At 70.5% G+C, this 15,298-nt stretch carries 11 protein-coding genes; 5 read left to right on the top strand and 6 right to left on the bottom strand.

Annotated elements, in window-relative coordinates; all coding sequences use genetic code 11:
• On the bottom strand, positions 1-541 hold a 541-nt coding region (locus NON22_RS10905), incomplete at its 3' end, for a sulfotransferase family protein (protein ID WP_257386961.1).
• Complete coding sequence (locus NON22_RS10900) at positions 538-1,488, bottom strand: UDP-glucuronic acid decarboxylase family protein (RefSeq protein WP_257386960.1); 951 nt, start codon at positions 1,486-1,488, stop codon at positions 538-540. The genes NON22_RS10905 and NON22_RS10900, both read right to left, overlap by 4 nt.
• A 255-nt stretch (positions 1,489-1,743) precedes the next feature.
• Between NON22_RS10900 and NON22_RS10895 the strand changes: the two genes are divergently transcribed.
• From NON22_RS10895 to NON22_RS10880, 4 genes are all read left to right on the top strand, one after another.
• Complete coding sequence (locus NON22_RS10895) at positions 1,744-4,494, top strand: hypothetical protein (RefSeq protein WP_257386959.1); 2,751 nt, start codon at positions 1,744-1,746, stop codon at positions 4,492-4,494.
• Positions 4,491-5,369, top strand: a complete 879-nt coding sequence (locus tag NON22_RS10890) for a UbiA family prenyltransferase (RefSeq protein WP_257386958.1) — start codon at positions 4,491-4,493, stop codon at positions 5,367-5,369. The genes NON22_RS10895 and NON22_RS10890 overlap by 4 nt, the downstream gene beginning before the upstream one ends.
• Entirely contained in the window at positions 5,258-6,151 is an 894-nt protein-coding gene (locus tag NON22_RS10885) for a glycosyltransferase family 2 protein (protein ID WP_257386957.1), read from the top strand. The genes NON22_RS10890 and NON22_RS10885 overlap by 112 nt, the downstream gene beginning before the upstream one ends.
• Before the next feature lie 129 nt (positions 6,152-6,280).
• Positions 6,281-6,709 (top strand): VOC family protein, encoded by a 429-nt coding sequence (locus tag NON22_RS10880; RefSeq protein WP_257386956.1) that lies wholly within the window; start codon positions 6,281-6,283, stop codon positions 6,707-6,709.
• 78 nt (positions 6,710-6,787) lie between these two features.
• Here NON22_RS10880 and NON22_RS10875 read toward each other — a convergent pair whose 3' ends face one another.
• Complete coding sequence (locus tag NON22_RS10875) at positions 6,788-8,995, bottom strand: hypothetical protein (RefSeq protein WP_257386955.1); 2,208 nt, start codon at positions 8,993-8,995, stop codon at positions 6,788-6,790.
• Between the two features lie 480 nt (positions 8,996-9,475).
• Between NON22_RS10875 and NON22_RS10870 the strand changes: the two genes are divergently transcribed.
• Positions 9,476-10,402: an alpha/beta fold hydrolase gene (locus NON22_RS10870; protein WP_257386954.1), complete on the top strand. Its 927-nt coding sequence runs from the start codon at positions 9,476-9,478 to the stop codon at positions 10,400-10,402.
• A 397-nt stretch (positions 10,403-10,799) separates the two neighbouring features.
• Here the strand turns inward: NON22_RS10870 and NON22_RS10865 are convergent, their stop codons facing one another.
• The 3 genes from NON22_RS10865 to NON22_RS10855 all read right to left on the bottom strand — a co-directional run bounded on the left by NON22_RS10865 (position 10,800) and on the right by NON22_RS10855 (position 15,156).
• Positions 10,800-11,252 (bottom strand): helix-turn-helix domain-containing protein, encoded by a 453-nt coding sequence (locus NON22_RS10865; RefSeq protein WP_257386953.1) that lies wholly within the window; start codon positions 11,250-11,252, stop codon positions 10,800-10,802.
• Between the two features lie 104 nt (positions 11,253-11,356).
• A complete protein-coding gene (locus tag NON22_RS10860) occupies positions 11,357-14,479 on the bottom strand; it encodes a sensor histidine kinase (protein WP_257386952.1) in 3,123 nt (1,040 codons plus the stop codon).
• A 47-nt stretch (positions 14,480-14,526) separates the two neighbouring features.
• Positions 14,527-15,156: a response regulator gene (locus tag NON22_RS10855; protein ID WP_257386951.1), complete on the bottom strand. Its 630-nt coding sequence runs from the start codon at positions 15,154-15,156 to the stop codon at positions 14,527-14,529.
• Positions 15,157-15,298 lie beyond the last annotated feature (142 nt).

Below are 15,298 nucleotides of genomic sequence, written 5' to 3'. Positions count from 1 at the left end.
CGAGCACGTAGCGCAGCCACGCGGCGACGCCGTGCGCCGGCGGCAACGCATTGCCGCTCGCGAGCCGGCGCTCGCGCCGCTCGAGCGAGGCCGCGACGGCGGCCGGATCGCGGAACGGCAGCACGAAGCGCGGCGCGATCGCGGCGCGGCGCAGCGCTTCCGACCACAGCGGCAGGAACAGGCTGATGCGCGGATCCTTGATCACGAACCGGCTCGAGTTACCGTATTCGCTCGCGAGCAGCTCGCCGATGCGGTCCATCCAGGGCTGCGCTTCCGCGCTGTCGAACCAGGCCGCCGGGAAATTCACCGGCGAATACAGGTCCGAGCCGAGCGCCGCGAGCAGGCGGTTGTGCAGGTCCTGCACCGCACGCGATTCCCAATGGCCGCGTTCGTTGCCGACGGCGGCCGGAATCAGCTCGCGCGCGAGCTCGGCGCCGAGCAGGTTGACGATGCGCGTCGTCGCCGACGTGCCGCTGCGATGCATGCCCGCGACGATGATCGCGGTTCTCGCGTTCCCGTCGGCCGGCCGCTCCTGTCTCATGCGTTCAGCAGCGCGCGAAAATAGGCGATCGTCTCGCCGAGTCCGTCATCGAGCGACACCCTGGGCTCCCAGCCCAGGGTCCGTTGCGCGAGCGCGATGTCCGGCCGGCGCACCTTCGGATCGTCGGGCGGCAGCGGCCGGTGGACCATCCGCGAGCGGCTGCCGCTGAGCCGCAGCACGCGCTCGGCGAGCTCGCGCATGCTCAGTTCGTCGGGATTGCCGAGGTTGACCGGCCCGGCGAAGCCGGCCGGCGACTCCATCGCCGCGAGCAGGCCGTCGATCAGGTCGTCGACGTAACAGAACGAACGCGTCTGGCTGCCGTCGCCGTAGACGGTGACGTCCTCGCCGCGCAGCGCCTGATTGATGAAATTGCCGATGACGCGGCCGTCGTCGACGACCATGCGCGGACCGTAGGTGTTGAAGATCCGCACCACCTTGATGTCGAGGCCGTGCTGCCGGCGATAGTCGAAGAACAGGGTCTCGGCGCAGCGCTTGCCTTCGTTGTAGCAGCTGCGCGGACCGATCGGGTTGACCCGGCCCGCATAGCTCTCGGGCTGCGGATGGACTTCCGGATCCCCGTAGACCTCGCTCGTCGACGCCTGCAGGATGCGCGCGCGCCGGCGTTCGGCGAGCGCGAGCAGATTCATCGCGCCGAGCACGCAGGTGCGCATCGTCCGCACCGGATCGCGCTGGTAATGCACCGGCGACGCCGGGCACGCGAGATTGAAGATGCGGTCGACCTCGACGTCGAGCGGCGAGGTGACGTCGTGCTGCAGCAAGGCGAAGCGCGGATGCCCGAGCAGCGACGCGATGTTGTCGCGCGTGCCGGTGTGAAAGTTGTCCACGCAAAGGACGTCGTCGCCGCGCCGGATCAGGGCATCGCACAAGTGGGATCCAAGAAAACCGGCGCCGCCCGTCACCAGCGTTCTCTGCCCGCCAGCCCGCATCTACTGTCCCGTTCCGCCAATGGCCATTGAATGATTTCGGGGCCTCTGCCCGGTATGTCGCTGACGCTGCGCCGCCGTAGCGCCGCCGCGTGTCGTCCCGCGCTGCTCCCGAGGCGAACCCCCTCCGAAATTTCGTCACTGCATCTACCGGACAGGACACCGTCCCTGCCCCGTTTCGCGGCGAAGCGACCAACATACCAAGGCCACCGGACGCTGTCGATCCGCTAAGCTTGCGCGCATGTTCCCTCGCGTCCCATGACCAACGCCGTGCGACATCCGCGCCGCTCGCGCCTGCGCTCCGTGCTCGCGCCGCTGCTCCTGGCCCTGGCCTGTTTCCTGATCTACAACGCGAACCTGCGCGTGATCGGCGCCGGCGACACCGTGTCCGCACGCTACCTGCCGCTGCTGCTCTGGCACGACGGCACGCTAGAGCCCGCTGCGCAGGCGCGCTGGTTCGCGCACGGCCACCCGATGGCGCTGCCGCGCTACCGGCCGGCGAACGACGCGGGCGCCGCCGTCCACTTCGAGCCGACCGCCTATTGGCTGATCCGTACGCGCGAACACGAGCTGGCCTCGTTCTATCCGGTCGTGACGCCGCTGCTCGTCGCGCCGCTGTACCTGCCTGCGGTCCGCTGGCTCGACGCGCAGGGCTGGGAGCAGCCGCAGGTCGACCGGGTCGCGGAGTGGATGGAGAAGCTCGCCGCGTCGCTGCTCGCCGCGGCCGCGAGCGTGCTCGTGTTCCTGCTGCTGCGCCGCGAGGGCAACCGCTGGTGCCTGCCGCTCGCGCTCGCGTTCGCGTTCGGCACCAACACCTGGATGATCTCGAGCCAGGCGCTGTGGCAGCACGGCACCGGCGAGCTCCTGATCGCGCTCGCGCTGCTGCTGGTCCTCGCGCCGGCGAATGCCGCGCGGCTCGCGCTGCTCGGCGCGGTCTGCGTGCTCGCGGCGGCCAACCGTCCGCCGGACGCGCTGATCGCCGCAGCCATCGGCTTCTTCGTGCTCTGGCGCGACTGGCGCAGCACGCGATGGCTGATCGCCGGCGCCGCGGTTCCGCTCGCGGCGCTGCTGTACTACAACCTGGGCTTCCTCGGCCATCTCGCCGGCGGCTACGGCGTCGTGAAGCCGCCCGTGAATTTCTTCCAGAGCGGCTGGTCGGGGCTGGCCGGGCTGCTGGTCAGTCCGGCGCGCGGACTGCTGGTCTTCTCGCCGTTCCTCGCGTTCGTCGCCGTCGGACTGGTCCGGCGTCTGCGTTCGCCCGAAACGCGGGTGCTCGCCGCGGCGCTGGCCCTGGCCGTCGTCGGCCAGCTCCTGCTCTATGCTCACGGCGACTGGCGCGCCGGCGCGTCGTGGGGAGCGCGCTGGCTCACCGATGTCCTGCCCGTGCTGATCTGGCTGCTCGCGCCGGCACCGCTCGCGCTGCGCCCGATCGCGCGCGGCGTGTTCGTCGCGGCGGTCGCGTTCTCGATCGGCGTGCAGGCGGTCGGTGCGTTCTGGTACACGAGGACCAGCGACGAACGCCTGTTCGCCGGCGACCCGGCCTCGCTGCGCGGCGCCTGGGATCCGGCGAACATTCCGTATCTGGTCGAGCTGCGCCATCCGCCCGCGCCCGGCGAACTGCTCTGCGATGCGAAGGGCACGATCGACCGGATCGGTCCGACGCGACTGCCGACGGCCGGCACGCTGCCCGAGCTCGAGGCCGGCGCGGTGCTCGAAGGCTGGGCGTTCGCCTGCCTGCGCTCGCCGGCCCAGCTGCTGCTGCTCGTCGACGGTCTCGTCGCCGGCGCGACGACGCAGTTCCTGCCGCGGCCCGACGTCGACGCGGCCCTGGGCACGAACGCGCCGACGGGCTGGCGGATCAGCGCCAATCTCTGGGGTGTCGGCGGCGGCGAGCGGGTGCTGCAGCTCGCGGTCCGCGTCGAGCCGCGCAGCGACTTCCGCATCGTCCGCGAGCAGCGCGTGATCGTTCGCCCGCAGTCGCCTGCGACCGCCGTGCCGGACTCGCCGGACTCGCCGCCGCCGACGGCCGCGGCGCTCGAGGCGATGGCCACGCGTGCTTCGGCGTTGCTGCGCGAACACCAGACCGCCTACGGCGCCTGGCTCACGGCGCACACGACGGGTCCTCGCTACGAGAATCCGCAGCCCGAGCTCAACACGTTCCTGACCTCGACCCTCGTGGACCTGCTCGCGCCGCTCGCGCATCGGCACGAACTCGACGCCGCGCTCGATCGCGCACGCGGCCACCTCGCCGCGCAGATCGAAGCGAACGGCCTCGTGCGTTATCACGGACTGCCGGACGGACCGGCGATAGGCACGCTCGGCTGCGCGATCACGCCGGACGCCGACGACACGGCACTGGTCTGGCGCATCGCCGGCCCCGGCACGGACGATCCGCGCCGGCAGCCCATGCTCGACCAGCTCGCGCGCTACCGCGACGCGAGGGGTTTCTACCGCACCTGGCTCGCGCCGCGAAAGCACTATCGCTGCCTCGATCCCGGCAGCGATCCGAACCCGACCGACATCGCAATCCAGCTGCACGTCTACCTGATGCTGCGCGAGCTCGATCCGCCGGCCGCGCAAGCGCTCTGCGGCAGCCTGCAGCGGTCGTTCCGCGACGAGGACATCTGGGTCTACTACGCCAAGTCGGCGCTGCTGCCGTACCTGCGCGTGGCCGAGCTCGACCGCAGCGGCTGTCCGCTGCCGCTGCCGGTCGAGCGGCTCGCGCTGCCCGTCGAAGGACAGGCGATCTGGAGCGAGGCAGTGCAGCGGCTCGTCGATGCCGCCGGGTCGCCCGGCGACGACGCGGCGCGGCGGGCCGCGCGCCGCGTGCTCGCGCAACTCGGCGCCGACGACTTCGCATTGCTGCGCCGCACGCCGCCGCTGCTGTACCACAACGATCTCAGCGCGACGGTGCGGCGGTATTACTGGTCCGAAGACGTCGGCTACGCGCTGTGGCTGCGGCTGTTCGAGACTGCCGGCAGCGACGCCGCGCCGCCGGCCGCGCCATGACGGCGCCGGCGCTGCGCCGGTACGGGCGCATCCTGCGGCACTTCGCCGCCACACGGGCACTCGAAGTGGCCGCGCTGCAGGCCTCGCCGGTCCTCGGCGTCGTCCTCGGCGGCTATCGCATCGAGCGCGACGGCCTCGTCGCGCCGGCGCTGCTCGCGCTCGGCAGTTGCGCGCTGACCGCGCACATCTTCGTCTTCAACGACTGGGCCGGCTGCGAAGGCGACCTGCGCGATCCGCTGCGCGCGCCGCAGGTGTTCAGCCGTCACGGCATCACGCGGCGTGAAGTCGCCGGCACCGCGATCGTCCTGCTCGTGCTCGCGATCGCCGCGTTCTCCCTGGCCGGTCCGGCGGCGCTGCTGTTCGGCGGCGCGATCGCCGCGCTCGGTTTCCTGTATTCGGCCTCGCCGGTGCTCGGCAAGAGCACGCCGATCGCCGCGTCGGTCAATCATCTGGTCGGCGGGACCCTGCACTTCCTGCTCGGCTACACCCTCGCCCATCCGCTCGACGCGAACGGCATCGGCATCGGCCTGTTCTTCGGCCTCGTGTTCGCCGCCGGCCATCTGAACCAGGAAGTGCGCGACTACGACGGCGACCGCGCCAACGGCATACGCACGAACGCCGTCGCGTTCGGCCGCAGACAGGCATTCCTTGCGAGCCTGCTCACGTTCACGGCGGCCTACGCGCTGCTCACGGGTCTCGCCGCTTGCGGGGTGCTGCCGCGGCCGTTGCTCGGGAGCCCCGTCGCCTGGCTGCTGCATCTCGCGTGGTCGATGCAGGCGCTGCGGCGCGGACTGGATTTCGACACCGCGGTCTGGATGCAGCGGCGTTACCGCTGGCTGTTCGCGCTGGTCGGCCTCGTGATGCTGAGCGGATGAACGACGATGCCGATGCGACATGGAGGACCGCAGGAATGCCGCCGGTGAAACTGACCGTCGTGATTCCCTGCTACAACGAGGCGCGTACGATCCGCGCGCTCGTCGACGCCGTGCGCGCCTCGCCCGCCGCGCCCGCGGAAATCATCGTCGTGGACGACTGCTCGCGCGACGGGACGCGCGCGATCCTCGAAACGCAGATCGCGCCGCTCGTGCAGCGGATCCTCTACCACGAGGTCAACCGGGGCAAAGGCGCGGCGCTGCGCACCGGCATAAGCGCCGCGACCGGCGACATCGTGATCGTCCAGGACGCCGACCTCGAATACGACCCGGACGAATACCCGCTGCTCGTCGAGCCCATACTGGCAGGGCGAGCCGACGTCGTGTTCGGCTCGCGCTTCGGCGGCGCGCGGCCGCCGCGAATGCTGTTGCGGCAATGGTTCGCCAACAAGCTGCTCACGCAGCTGTCGAACCTGTTCACCGGCCTGCGGCTCACCGACATGGAGACCTGCTACAAGGTGTTCCGCCGCGAGATCGTCCAGGCACTGCGAATCGAGGAAGACCGCTTCGGCTTCGAGCCCGAAGTCACCGCCAAGCTCGCCGGCAGCGGATGCCGCATCGTCGAGGTCGGTATCTCCTACCGCGGCCGCAGTCATGCGGACGGCAAGAAGATCGGCTGGAAAGACGGCGTGCGCGCGCTCTGGTGCATCGTCAAATACCGCCCGTCGATCCGCGAACGGCTGCGCGGCCGGAAACGGCGAAGCTCCGGCCCGGATCGGGCCTGATCCGCCGAACGGCCGGTCCGGCCGCGCGCGTCGTCCACCGGACGCTCACGGCCGCCGCCGCATCATGCGGCGCGCGCGCCGGTCGCAGTGCGGCGGCTCATCGTTCCGCAACGACAGGACGGAATCACCATGGAAACCCGGCAAGTCCATCGCGGTCGCCTGATCGACCACATCCAGCTCGTGGTCAGCGATCTCTCCGCCTCGCGGACGTTCTACGCCGCGATCTTCGATGTCCTCGGAATTCCGATGGGCGGCACGGGCCCGGACTTCTTCTGGGCGGACGAACTGTTCGTGTCGACGCGCGACAGCCAGGCCGCGCAGGGCAAGCTGACCGGCCGTCATCATCTGGCGTTCCAGGCGAAGAACCGCGACGCCGTCGAAGCGTTCCATGCCGCCGCGCTGAAGAACGGCGGAACCGACAACGGCGCGCCCGGCGAGCGCGACTACCACCCCGGCTACTACGCGGCATTCGTGCTCGATCCGGATGGCAACAACATCGAAGCGGTCTTTCACGGCGAGGCCGAGCGCAGCGCGCCGTCGGTGCAGATCACGTTCTGAGCGGCGCAGCGATCCACTCCGCAGCGACGAGGCGCCGGCCGGCAGCGGCCGGCCGACACCTCGCGTGCCCCTGCCCGCTCAGCGTTCCTTCGCGACGGGCTGCGCCGGATCGGCCGCCGTGCCGCCGGCCGGCAGGTAGCCGCGCGCGAAGTCGGCGTCGCCGGTCACGGTGACGTCGAATACGCAGTGCGCGTGTTTCGTTTCGTTCTCGACGGCGCGGCAGGCGAGCTCGGCGAGCTGCGGCTGCATCGTCGTCAGCGGCGGACGCACCGGCGGCAGCTGCGTGCGGCAGGGCTGTCCCGGCGGCGTCGGCCAGTTGCGGTCGGTGAAGTTCGCCGTCGACGTGCCGGCCGCGTAGTCGAACAGGCTCGTCGCGGAGGTGACGCGCCAGGCGTCGGCGAAGGTCTGGTTCAGCACGACGTGGCGCGTCGCGAGCGGGCCCGGCATCGGACCGAACGACGAACCGTCGGGCGCGCGCGGCAACCAGTCGCCGGCGAGCACGTGACCGGCGATGCCTTCCCGCGCCGGCGTGTTCGTGATGTCGATGTCGATGTACCAGTAGCCCTGCGAGGTCCAGAAGCGCGGCGTCGCGACGAGATCGCTGCCGTCGGAGAACACGACGTGCATGCCGCCGCCGGCGGCCGCGAGCGCGACGTAGGCGCCGCCGCCGAGCGGAATCGGCGTCGCGGTCAGCGCCGTCACGCGTCCGTCGATGCGCAGCTGCATTTCTTCCTTGCCGGAGCTCGTGCGCGTCGGCTGGTAGGTCACGCGGTGCGTGTTGACGCGCGCGGCGACCGCCGTGTTCAGCGCGACGCAGCTCTGCAGGCCCGTGTACGGGTTCGGCGGCGGGATGAACGTCGTCTGCACCGGCGACTGGCGGCTCTGCACCTCGAAGCCGGTGTCGTCGTTCGTCAGCACGACGAATTCGCCGGCTGCCTGGAAGTCGTAGCTGATGCCGTTCGTCGTCGTGATGTGCGGATCGCCGGCGTCGGCCGTCGTGTTGTCCGGCGGCGCATAGCAGTAGGCGTTGCGGAACGCCGAGGCGGCGGCGACCTGCGTGCCCGGCACGCCGGGCGGCATCGTCGTGTTGTACCCGCCCGGCAGGATCGTGCCGCAATAGCCGGGCAGCTGGTTCGACAGGTGCGGGAAGCGGCCGGCGCTGAACTTGACGTGGCAGCCGCTGCAGACGCCGGGCACGCTCGCGAACGTCTGCGAGAACTGGTTCTGCGGCCAGCTCGCCGGCACGAGCGGATCGTAGCGGTTCGGCGCGAACGTCGGCAGGCTCTGCACCTGCCAGAGGTTCTCCCAGAGGTAGGCGCCGAGGTTCGCCTTCGGATGCGTGATGAACGGGTTCTCGCCGGCGTGGCAGTCGGTGCAGATGCCGCCCTGGCCGCCGAGCAGCTCGTTGCCGCCCGCTTGATAACGGCCTAGCGGATCGACCGACAGGTTCGGCGCGCCGATCGGGATCTGCGCGCCGGCGGCGAACGAGAACGTCGTACCGGACATCTGGTTGTCCCAGATGCAGACCTTCGACGTCACTTCGCTGAGGCAGATCACGCCGTCGAGCGCGACCGTCGTCATCGCATTGTTCGAATAGCGCGGCAGCGCATAGCACATGCCGAGCGGCGAGGTGCTGCGGTACGTGCGCAGCTCGGCCGGCGTGCCGACGATGAACTGCAGCGCCTGCGGAATGAAGCCCTGCGACTTCCACCCCGCCAGCCCGGCCGGATCCATGACGCCGATCGACGGAGGAATCGGCACGCCCGCGGCGATGCATTCGTTCGTGTAGGCTACGCCCGAATTGAGCGTCGCCGTCTTGACGCCGCCCTCGCCCTGCGCCTGCCGCGCGCGAACTGCAGCAAGCTTCTTCGCGAGCGGCGGCGGCAGCACGAACGGCACGCCCTGCCCGACATCCTTCGTGTCGAGGCGTTCGCGCATCTCGAACGTCAGCGCAAAATCGAGCGCGCGCAGCTTGCCGAGCGTACGGTCGTCGTTCTTCCGACGCTCCGAATTCGCATACAGCCATTCGAGCGCGCGCTGCTCGAAGGCGAGGCGCGCCTGGCCCTGCGGCGGCACGCCGTCGAACAGGTCGCGCTCGAACAGCGCGAAGTCGAACGTCTTGGCTTCGTCGAGGCGCCGCGACAGGTCGGTGCGGTACCAGGCCTGGGCCTCGGCGACGAACTGCTGGGTCGGCGTGATCTGCCGGCCGGACGCCTCGAAGAAGGCGCCGTGGCCGATGTAGGCGATGGGTTCGTCCGCACCGGCCCGCGCCGGCCCTGTCCACATTGCACCGCATACGCTCAGACAACCGGCGACGAGCGACGCGCGCAACCACTGCGACTGCGATCCGGCCTGCATGGAGGTTCTCCCGTGGGTGATCGGTCCGCCGCACGATACGCCCGATCGCAACCATTGGAAATATTTCCAAACTTATTTTCTATACGTTGACGCAATAAATTCCTTTATCTGGCCATCAGAAATTTTCATGGCCTCCCCGTGATCCCCCGGCGCGCCGTTTCGCGTGGGCGGCTGCGAAGCAGCCTGATCCGTGAGCCGTTTTCCGCACCGGGCCGAAAGCCGCACGCGCATTCAAGGCGCCGCCGTCGCGGGCGTGCACAGTCGGCCGGCAGTTGCGATTCCTTGCGCCGCCGCGGCGTTGGCCGTTCGACGGTCTTCGCGCGGCCGCGCCTGCGTGAGGAGACGCGCTGACTTCACCGCGCGGCGGCGCCCGTCGCCGCGCGGATCCTTCATCACGCGGAGCACATCATGAATGCAATCACGAAGGTCGTTCGCCGGGCCGCCGCCGTCACGGCCGCTGCCGCACTCGGAATCACCGCGAGCGCGGCCGGGGCCGCGGTCGAGACGCGCAGCGCCACGGTCGACGGGATCAAGCTGGAATACCTCTATTCGGGCAAGGGCCGGCAGACGCCGGTCCTGCTGCTGCACGGCTATACGCAGACCAGCCACATGTGGCTGCCGCTCATTGCGAAGCTCGACGATCGCCGCGTCGTCATCGCTCCCGATCTGCGCGGCGCCGGGGGCTCGGACAAGCCCGAAAGCGGCTACGACAAGAAGACGCTCGCCCAGGACGTCCACGCGCTCGTGAAGTCGCTCGGCTATCCGAAAGTGAAAGTGGTCGGCCACGACATCGGCCTGATGGTGGCCTACGCCTACGCCGCGCAGTATCCGGACGAGGTCGAGAGCGTCGTGCTCATGGACGCGTTCCTGCCCGGCGTCGGCGACTGGACCAAGGTCTGGCTGCTGCGCGATCTGTGGCACTTCCATTTCCACGGCGAAGTGCCCGAGAAGCTCGTGGCCGGACGCGAGCGCATCTATTTCGAGCATTTCTGGAACGACTTCGCGGCCGATCGCGACCACTCGATTCCCGAGGCGGACCGCCGCTACTACGCCGCGGCCTATGCGCAACCCGGCGGCATCCATGCGGGTTTCGAGTACTTCAAGGCGTTCGAGCAGGACGCGGCGGATTTCGCCGGGTTCGCCCGGACGCGGCTGACGACGCCGATGCTGGTCCTGACCGGCGGCAAGGCCTCGGGCACGTTCCTGATCGACCAGGCGCGCCTCGTCGACTCGAACGTGGACGGGCGCGTGATCGAAAACTCGGGCCACTGGCTCCTCGAAGAAGCCCCGGCCCAGGTGATCCCGGCGCTCGTCGACTTCCTCGACCGGAACTGAGCGGCGCGGCCGGTGCGGCGGCACGACTGCGCCGCCGCCCGGTACGGCACGCTCCGGAGCGGTCGACTGCGGCGCGGCTCTTCGGAATCCGTCTCAGGCGCCGGTTGCCGCTCCCGCACGTCGGAAAGACGATGCGGAATTCGTTGTGGTCGGTTTCCACGACGAGCTATGTCACGGAGGGCACGTCGATTCCCGACGTGCTGCCGCGCGCGGACCGGCAGGAGCGCGCCACGGATGCGTGTCGCTAACGTCGTCGGGTCATGATTCGGTTCTCGGGTGCCGCCGGGCCGCCGCAGGCCTTCGATGGGTTCGGCTGGATTTGGCTATTCGCAGTTCGCCGGGAAACAGGATCGCGAACCGGATGCGCGCCGGTCTCGCCGCCGGCGCGCATCTTTCCTCACGCGGAGCGCATCACGCCGGAAACGGGCGGCGCGACCGAGGCGGCGCCACGCACATCGGCGCCGTGAACTTCTGCGAAATCGCGCGGCGACATTCCCGTGACCTGCTTGAAGCGGCGCGAGAAATGGCTCTGGTCGCAGAAGCCGAGCGCCGCGGCCGTATCCGCGACGTTGCGGCTACCCTGCAGCAGCAGCTGCTTGCCGCGTTCGATCCGCGCCCGGAGCACGTAGCCCATCGGGCTGCAGCCGGTACTCACGCGGAACATGCGCGCGAAATGGAAGCGGCTGACCGACGCCGCGCGCGCGAGTTCGGTCAACGTGAGGCGTTCGCTCAGGCGCCGCTCGATCAGCTCGAGCGTGCGCGACAGCGCGCGGCGGCTGAGGCCTCCGCGCAGGCGGCATGCGCAAGGCACGGCCGCATGTCCGGCAACGGCGACGGCGGGAGAATTCATACGGCAGCTCCATCGGATCGGCCGCCTCACGCTACGATCGCCGCCGGCTGCCTCCCACGCCGGTATCCCCAGGATGCTCCCTGCAGTTTTCTACAGGGCGTCGGTCACGCGCGATCGATGCCGTCGTCGCGACCGGACCGCCGGCGGAACCCGGCAAGCACGGACCGTGGAGCCGCCGCGTCGCGATACGCGGCCTTGCCCGGAACGGCGAGCGCAACTTCGGTGCCCGTTCCCGGCGCGCTCGTTATCGCGAGCGTGCCGCCGATGCGCTGCGCGCGCTCGCGCATGCCGCGGACCCCGTAGTGTCCGGCGAGATCCTCGATCGCGGCCGGATCGAAGCCGCGCCCGTCGTCCCGGACCTCGAGCGTCAGATCGCGCGCGTACGACAGCGCGACCTGCAGTCGCGCACCGGACGAATGCGCGCAGGCGTTGCGTATCGCCTCGAACCCGATGCGGCAGACCTCGTCGCGCACGATCGGATGCAGCTCCCTGGCATCGCCGTGAACCGACAGGGCCACGTCCAGGCCGTGAGGCGGCGCGCACTCCTCGGCGGCACGTGCCAGTCGCTCGGCGAGATCGCTGCTCTGCGTGGTCGTGACGCGCAGCGCGGCGAGTGCGGCGCGCCCTTCGTGCACCGCCTGCGCGAGCCATTCCGAAAGCCGCTCCATCTTCCCGCGCAGGCCCGCGAGGTCGGTGGCCGTATCGAGCGCGTCGTCGGCGACCATCTTGCTGCCCTGGATCGTCTGCAGCAGGGTGTCGTGGAGTTCCCGCGCGAGCCGCGTGCGCTCCTCGAGCCGCTCGTCGAAACGCCGGCGCATCTGCGCGGCGATGCGGCGGACGCGCAGCCGGTACATCGCCGCGGCGGCGAGCAGCGCGGCAACGGCGACGGCGGCCCGGAAGGCGAACGTCTGATACCAGGCCGCCGCGACAGTGAACCGCACGGCCGCGCCGTCCTCGCTCCAGGCGCCGTCGCCGCTGCGCGCCGCGACGCGGAAACGATAGTCGCCCGGCGGAAGGTCCGAGTAGAACGCCTGGCGCCGCGTGCCCGCTTCCTGCCAGTCCTCGTCGCGGCCGTCGAGCCGATGACGGAAGTTCGTCCGCTGCGGGACGGCCAGGGCCAGCGCGGTGTAGTCGATCTCGACGTCGCGCGGATTCGCCGCGATCGCGAGTCCGTCGCGCGGCGCGTGGGCGCGGCGGTCGGCGATGATTTCCTCGATCCGGACCGCCGGCGGCGGCGGCGACCGGCGCGCGACGGCCGGATCCACCGACTCGAGCGCCACGGCATTGGCGAACCAGATCGTTCCGTCGCGCGCCCGGGCCGCGGCGATGAACGGCGCCCGGCCCGGGCGCGCTCCGTCCAGCGCATCGAACAGGCGTGGATGCACGCGCGTGCCGGGACGCTCCCACCAGGCGCGCAGCTGCGCGGCGTCGATCGCAATGATGCCGCATTGTGATGAAATCCATAATGCTCCATCGTCGTCGAACACCAGCGCGTACAGGCTGTCGCACGGCAGCCCGTCCCGCGCTGTCAGCAGCGCCTGGCGACCGTCCCGGTAGCCGAGCAGCCCGGCCTCGCCCGCGCCGAGCACCCAGCCCTCGGCCGTGACGAGCAGCTGCAGCAGCCTGCCCTTGTTGATCCCGCCGGGAATCACCTCGAGCCGGCCGTCGCGCAGACGTGCGAGGTCGCCGTCCGCGCGCCCGAGCCACAGGCCCGACTGCGGATCCGCCGCGAGCACTACCGGCGGCATCGTCATCGGTTCGTGCGCGGTCTGCCCGTCGATGCGGACCAGCCCCTTGCGCGTGCGGGCCCAGACCGTGTGCGCGGCGTCTTCGGCGAGGCTCGCGACGAACCCGAGCGGCTCTCCGTCGAATCCGGGCACGGGCCTGAACGTGCCGTCCGCGTAGATCCACAGGCCCTGGTCGATGCCGACCCAGAGCCGGCCCGCGTGGTCCTCGAGCAGCGAGGTGACCTGATGCCCGGGCAGCCCTTCGCCGGCACGGATCGACCGCACGACGCCGTCGCGGATCGCATCGAGCGATTCGGTGGTGCCGGCCCAGATCGTTCCGTCGCTCGCGGCCAGGACGCTGTCGACTTCGTAGGCGCTGAGTCCTTCGCGCTTGGAAATCGTCGTCACCGGCAGATCGCGGAACCGGTCGACGCCTTCGGCCGTGGAGACCCAGAGATTGCCTTCGCGGTCCTCGAAGAACCAGTACACCGCATCTGCCGACAGGCCGTCGGCCGCGCGGTAGTGGTCGACGCGGTCGCCGCGCAGGCGATAGATGCCGTCGTCCAGGGTACCGATCCACAGCGATCCTGCGCGATCGACGAACAGCGCCTGGACCGCGATCGTGCCGCCGTCGAGCTGCAGCGTGGTGAACGGCGCTATCGCATCGCCGTCGACCCGCAGCAATCCGAGGCCGCTGCCGCGCGCATCGACGCCGACCCAGGTCTGCGGCGCGCCCGCGAGGATGATCACGCCGGGAATGCCGGCCTTGGCCTTTGCGTCGACCGGCAGCGTCACGCTCGCCTGCCCCGGCTTCCAGCGCAGCACGGCCAGATCGGTGCTGATCAGGAAACCGCCGTCGGCGTCCCCGATCAGGGTGCCGATGCAGCAGCCTCCCGCGGGCATCTTCAGTCCGGCCTCTTCGCCGAAGCAGACGAGTTCGCCGGCCCGCAGCCGGCAGACCGGCTGCTTCGTCGCTCCGCGCACGGTCGCGAACCAGATCGCGCCGTCGCGATCCTCGAGCAGGGACTGGGCGCCGAGCGTGATCCCGGGATGGAGCGTCAACTCGCCGTCGTTCCAGCGGGCCAGGCTGCGGCGCGTGCCGATCCAGAGGCTGCCGTCCCGCGCCGCGCGCAGCGACGTGATGAACGAATCCGGCAATGTCGTGCCGTCCCGCGCGCGCAGCGGCACGAAACGCACGCCGTCGAAACGCACGACGCCGGCCTGGGTACCGATCCAAAGATAGCCGTCGGCCGTCTGCGCGATCGGATACGCGGGGCCCGGCAGCGCGCCGTCGCGGACCCGCCAGGCGTTGTGGCCGTACTGCGACACGGCCCGAGCCGGATCGAGCGCATGCGCCGGCGATGCGACGCCGGGCAGCGCGACGACGCAGAACCCGATCGCCAGCAGCCGGGCAGCGAGCCGGTTCACTCGTCGGCTGTCGGCGCTCCGGCACTGCAGGAGCTCGTCCCGCCTCGCTGCGCCGTCTGCTCGCTGGGTCATTGCGGTCTCCGGCATCGGTGGGTGGAGGCAGGACGTCTGCCCGCGAATCAGATCTGCAGCAGTCCGCGACGCAGCGCGATGACGACGGCGTGCGTGCGGTCGCTGGCCTGGAGCTTGTCGACGAGGTTCCGGATGTGGAAATTGACCGTCGTCTCGGAGATGCCGAGCGCGTCGGCGATCTGCTTGTTGCGCCGGCCGTCGCGGATCAGCGCCAGGACGTCGAGCTCGCGCGGCGTGAGATCGTCGTCGGCGAGATGCTCGGCGATCCGCGCGGCGACCTCCGGCGGCACGAGACGCCGGCCGCGGTGGACCGAGCGGATCGTGTCGAGCAGCTGGTCCTTCGGCATGCTCTTGAGCACGTAGGCCGCGGCGCCGGCCCGCATCGCGCGCCGGATCTCGCCGTCGGAATCCGACGTCGTGAGCATGATCACGCGCGCGTCGGGAAACTCGCCGCGCAGCGCGATCAGCGTGTCGGTGCCGTTCGTGCCGGGCAGGCGCAGGTCCATCAGGGTGACGTCGGGCCGGTGCCGGCGAAACATCTCGACGGCCTCGGTGCCGCTGCCGGCCTGCGCGACGAGCCGCATGTCCGGCTGCGACGCGATGATCGTTCCCAGCCCTTCGCGGAAGACCGGATGGTCTTCGACGCTCAGCAGGCGAATCGCGGTGTCTGCTTCCACGGCTGGCTCTCTCTGACCCGTTGCGCGGAAGCGCGGTGCCGGCGCTCGGTCGGCGCCGTCCGCGCCGACTGTAGCAGCCGCGGCGCGCGCGGCGACAGCCCGCTGCGCGCCGCTGCTCGTCGCGGCGCACACAGAGATCGGA

The sequence above is a fragment of the Tahibacter caeni genome, from assembly GCF_024609805.1.
Taxonomy (GTDB): domain Bacteria; phylum Pseudomonadota; class Gammaproteobacteria; order Xanthomonadales; family Rhodanobacteraceae; genus Tahibacter; species Tahibacter caeni.
Note: the sequence above shows the minus strand (reverse complement) of the source record. Positions and strands in the feature narration are given on the sequence as shown.

Excerpts from the sequence above, each read along its gene's own strand:
- NON22_RS10895 (WP_257386959.1), top strand. The coding sequence starts at position 1,744 with ATGACCAACGCCGTGCGACATCCGCGCCGCTCGCGCCTGCGCTCCGTG.
- NON22_RS10870 (WP_257386954.1), top strand. The coding sequence starts at position 9,476 with ATGAATGCAATCACGAAGGTCGTTCGCCGGGCCGCCGCCGTCACGGCC.
- NON22_RS10890 (WP_257386958.1), top strand. The coding sequence starts at position 4,491 with ATGACGGCGCCGGCGCTGCGCCGGTACGGGCGCATCCTGCGGCACTTC.
- NON22_RS10860 (WP_257386952.1), bottom strand. The coding sequence starts at position 14,479 with ATGACCCAGCGAGCAGACGGCGCAGCGAGGCGGGACGAGCTCCTGCAG.
- NON22_RS10880 (WP_257386956.1), top strand. The coding sequence starts at position 6,281 with ATGGAAACCCGGCAAGTCCATCGCGGTCGCCTGATCGACCACATCCAG.
- NON22_RS10875 (WP_257386955.1), bottom strand. The coding sequence starts at position 8,995 with ATGTGGACAGGGCCGGCGCGGGCCGGTGCGGACGAACCCATCGCCTAC.
- NON22_RS10865 (WP_257386953.1), bottom strand. The coding sequence starts at position 11,252 with ATGAATTCTCCCGCCGTCGCCGTTGCCGGACATGCGGCCGTGCCTTGC.
- NON22_RS10900 (WP_257386960.1), bottom strand. The coding sequence starts at position 1,488 with ATGCGGGCTGGCGGGCAGAGAACGCTGGTGACGGGCGGCGCCGGTTTT.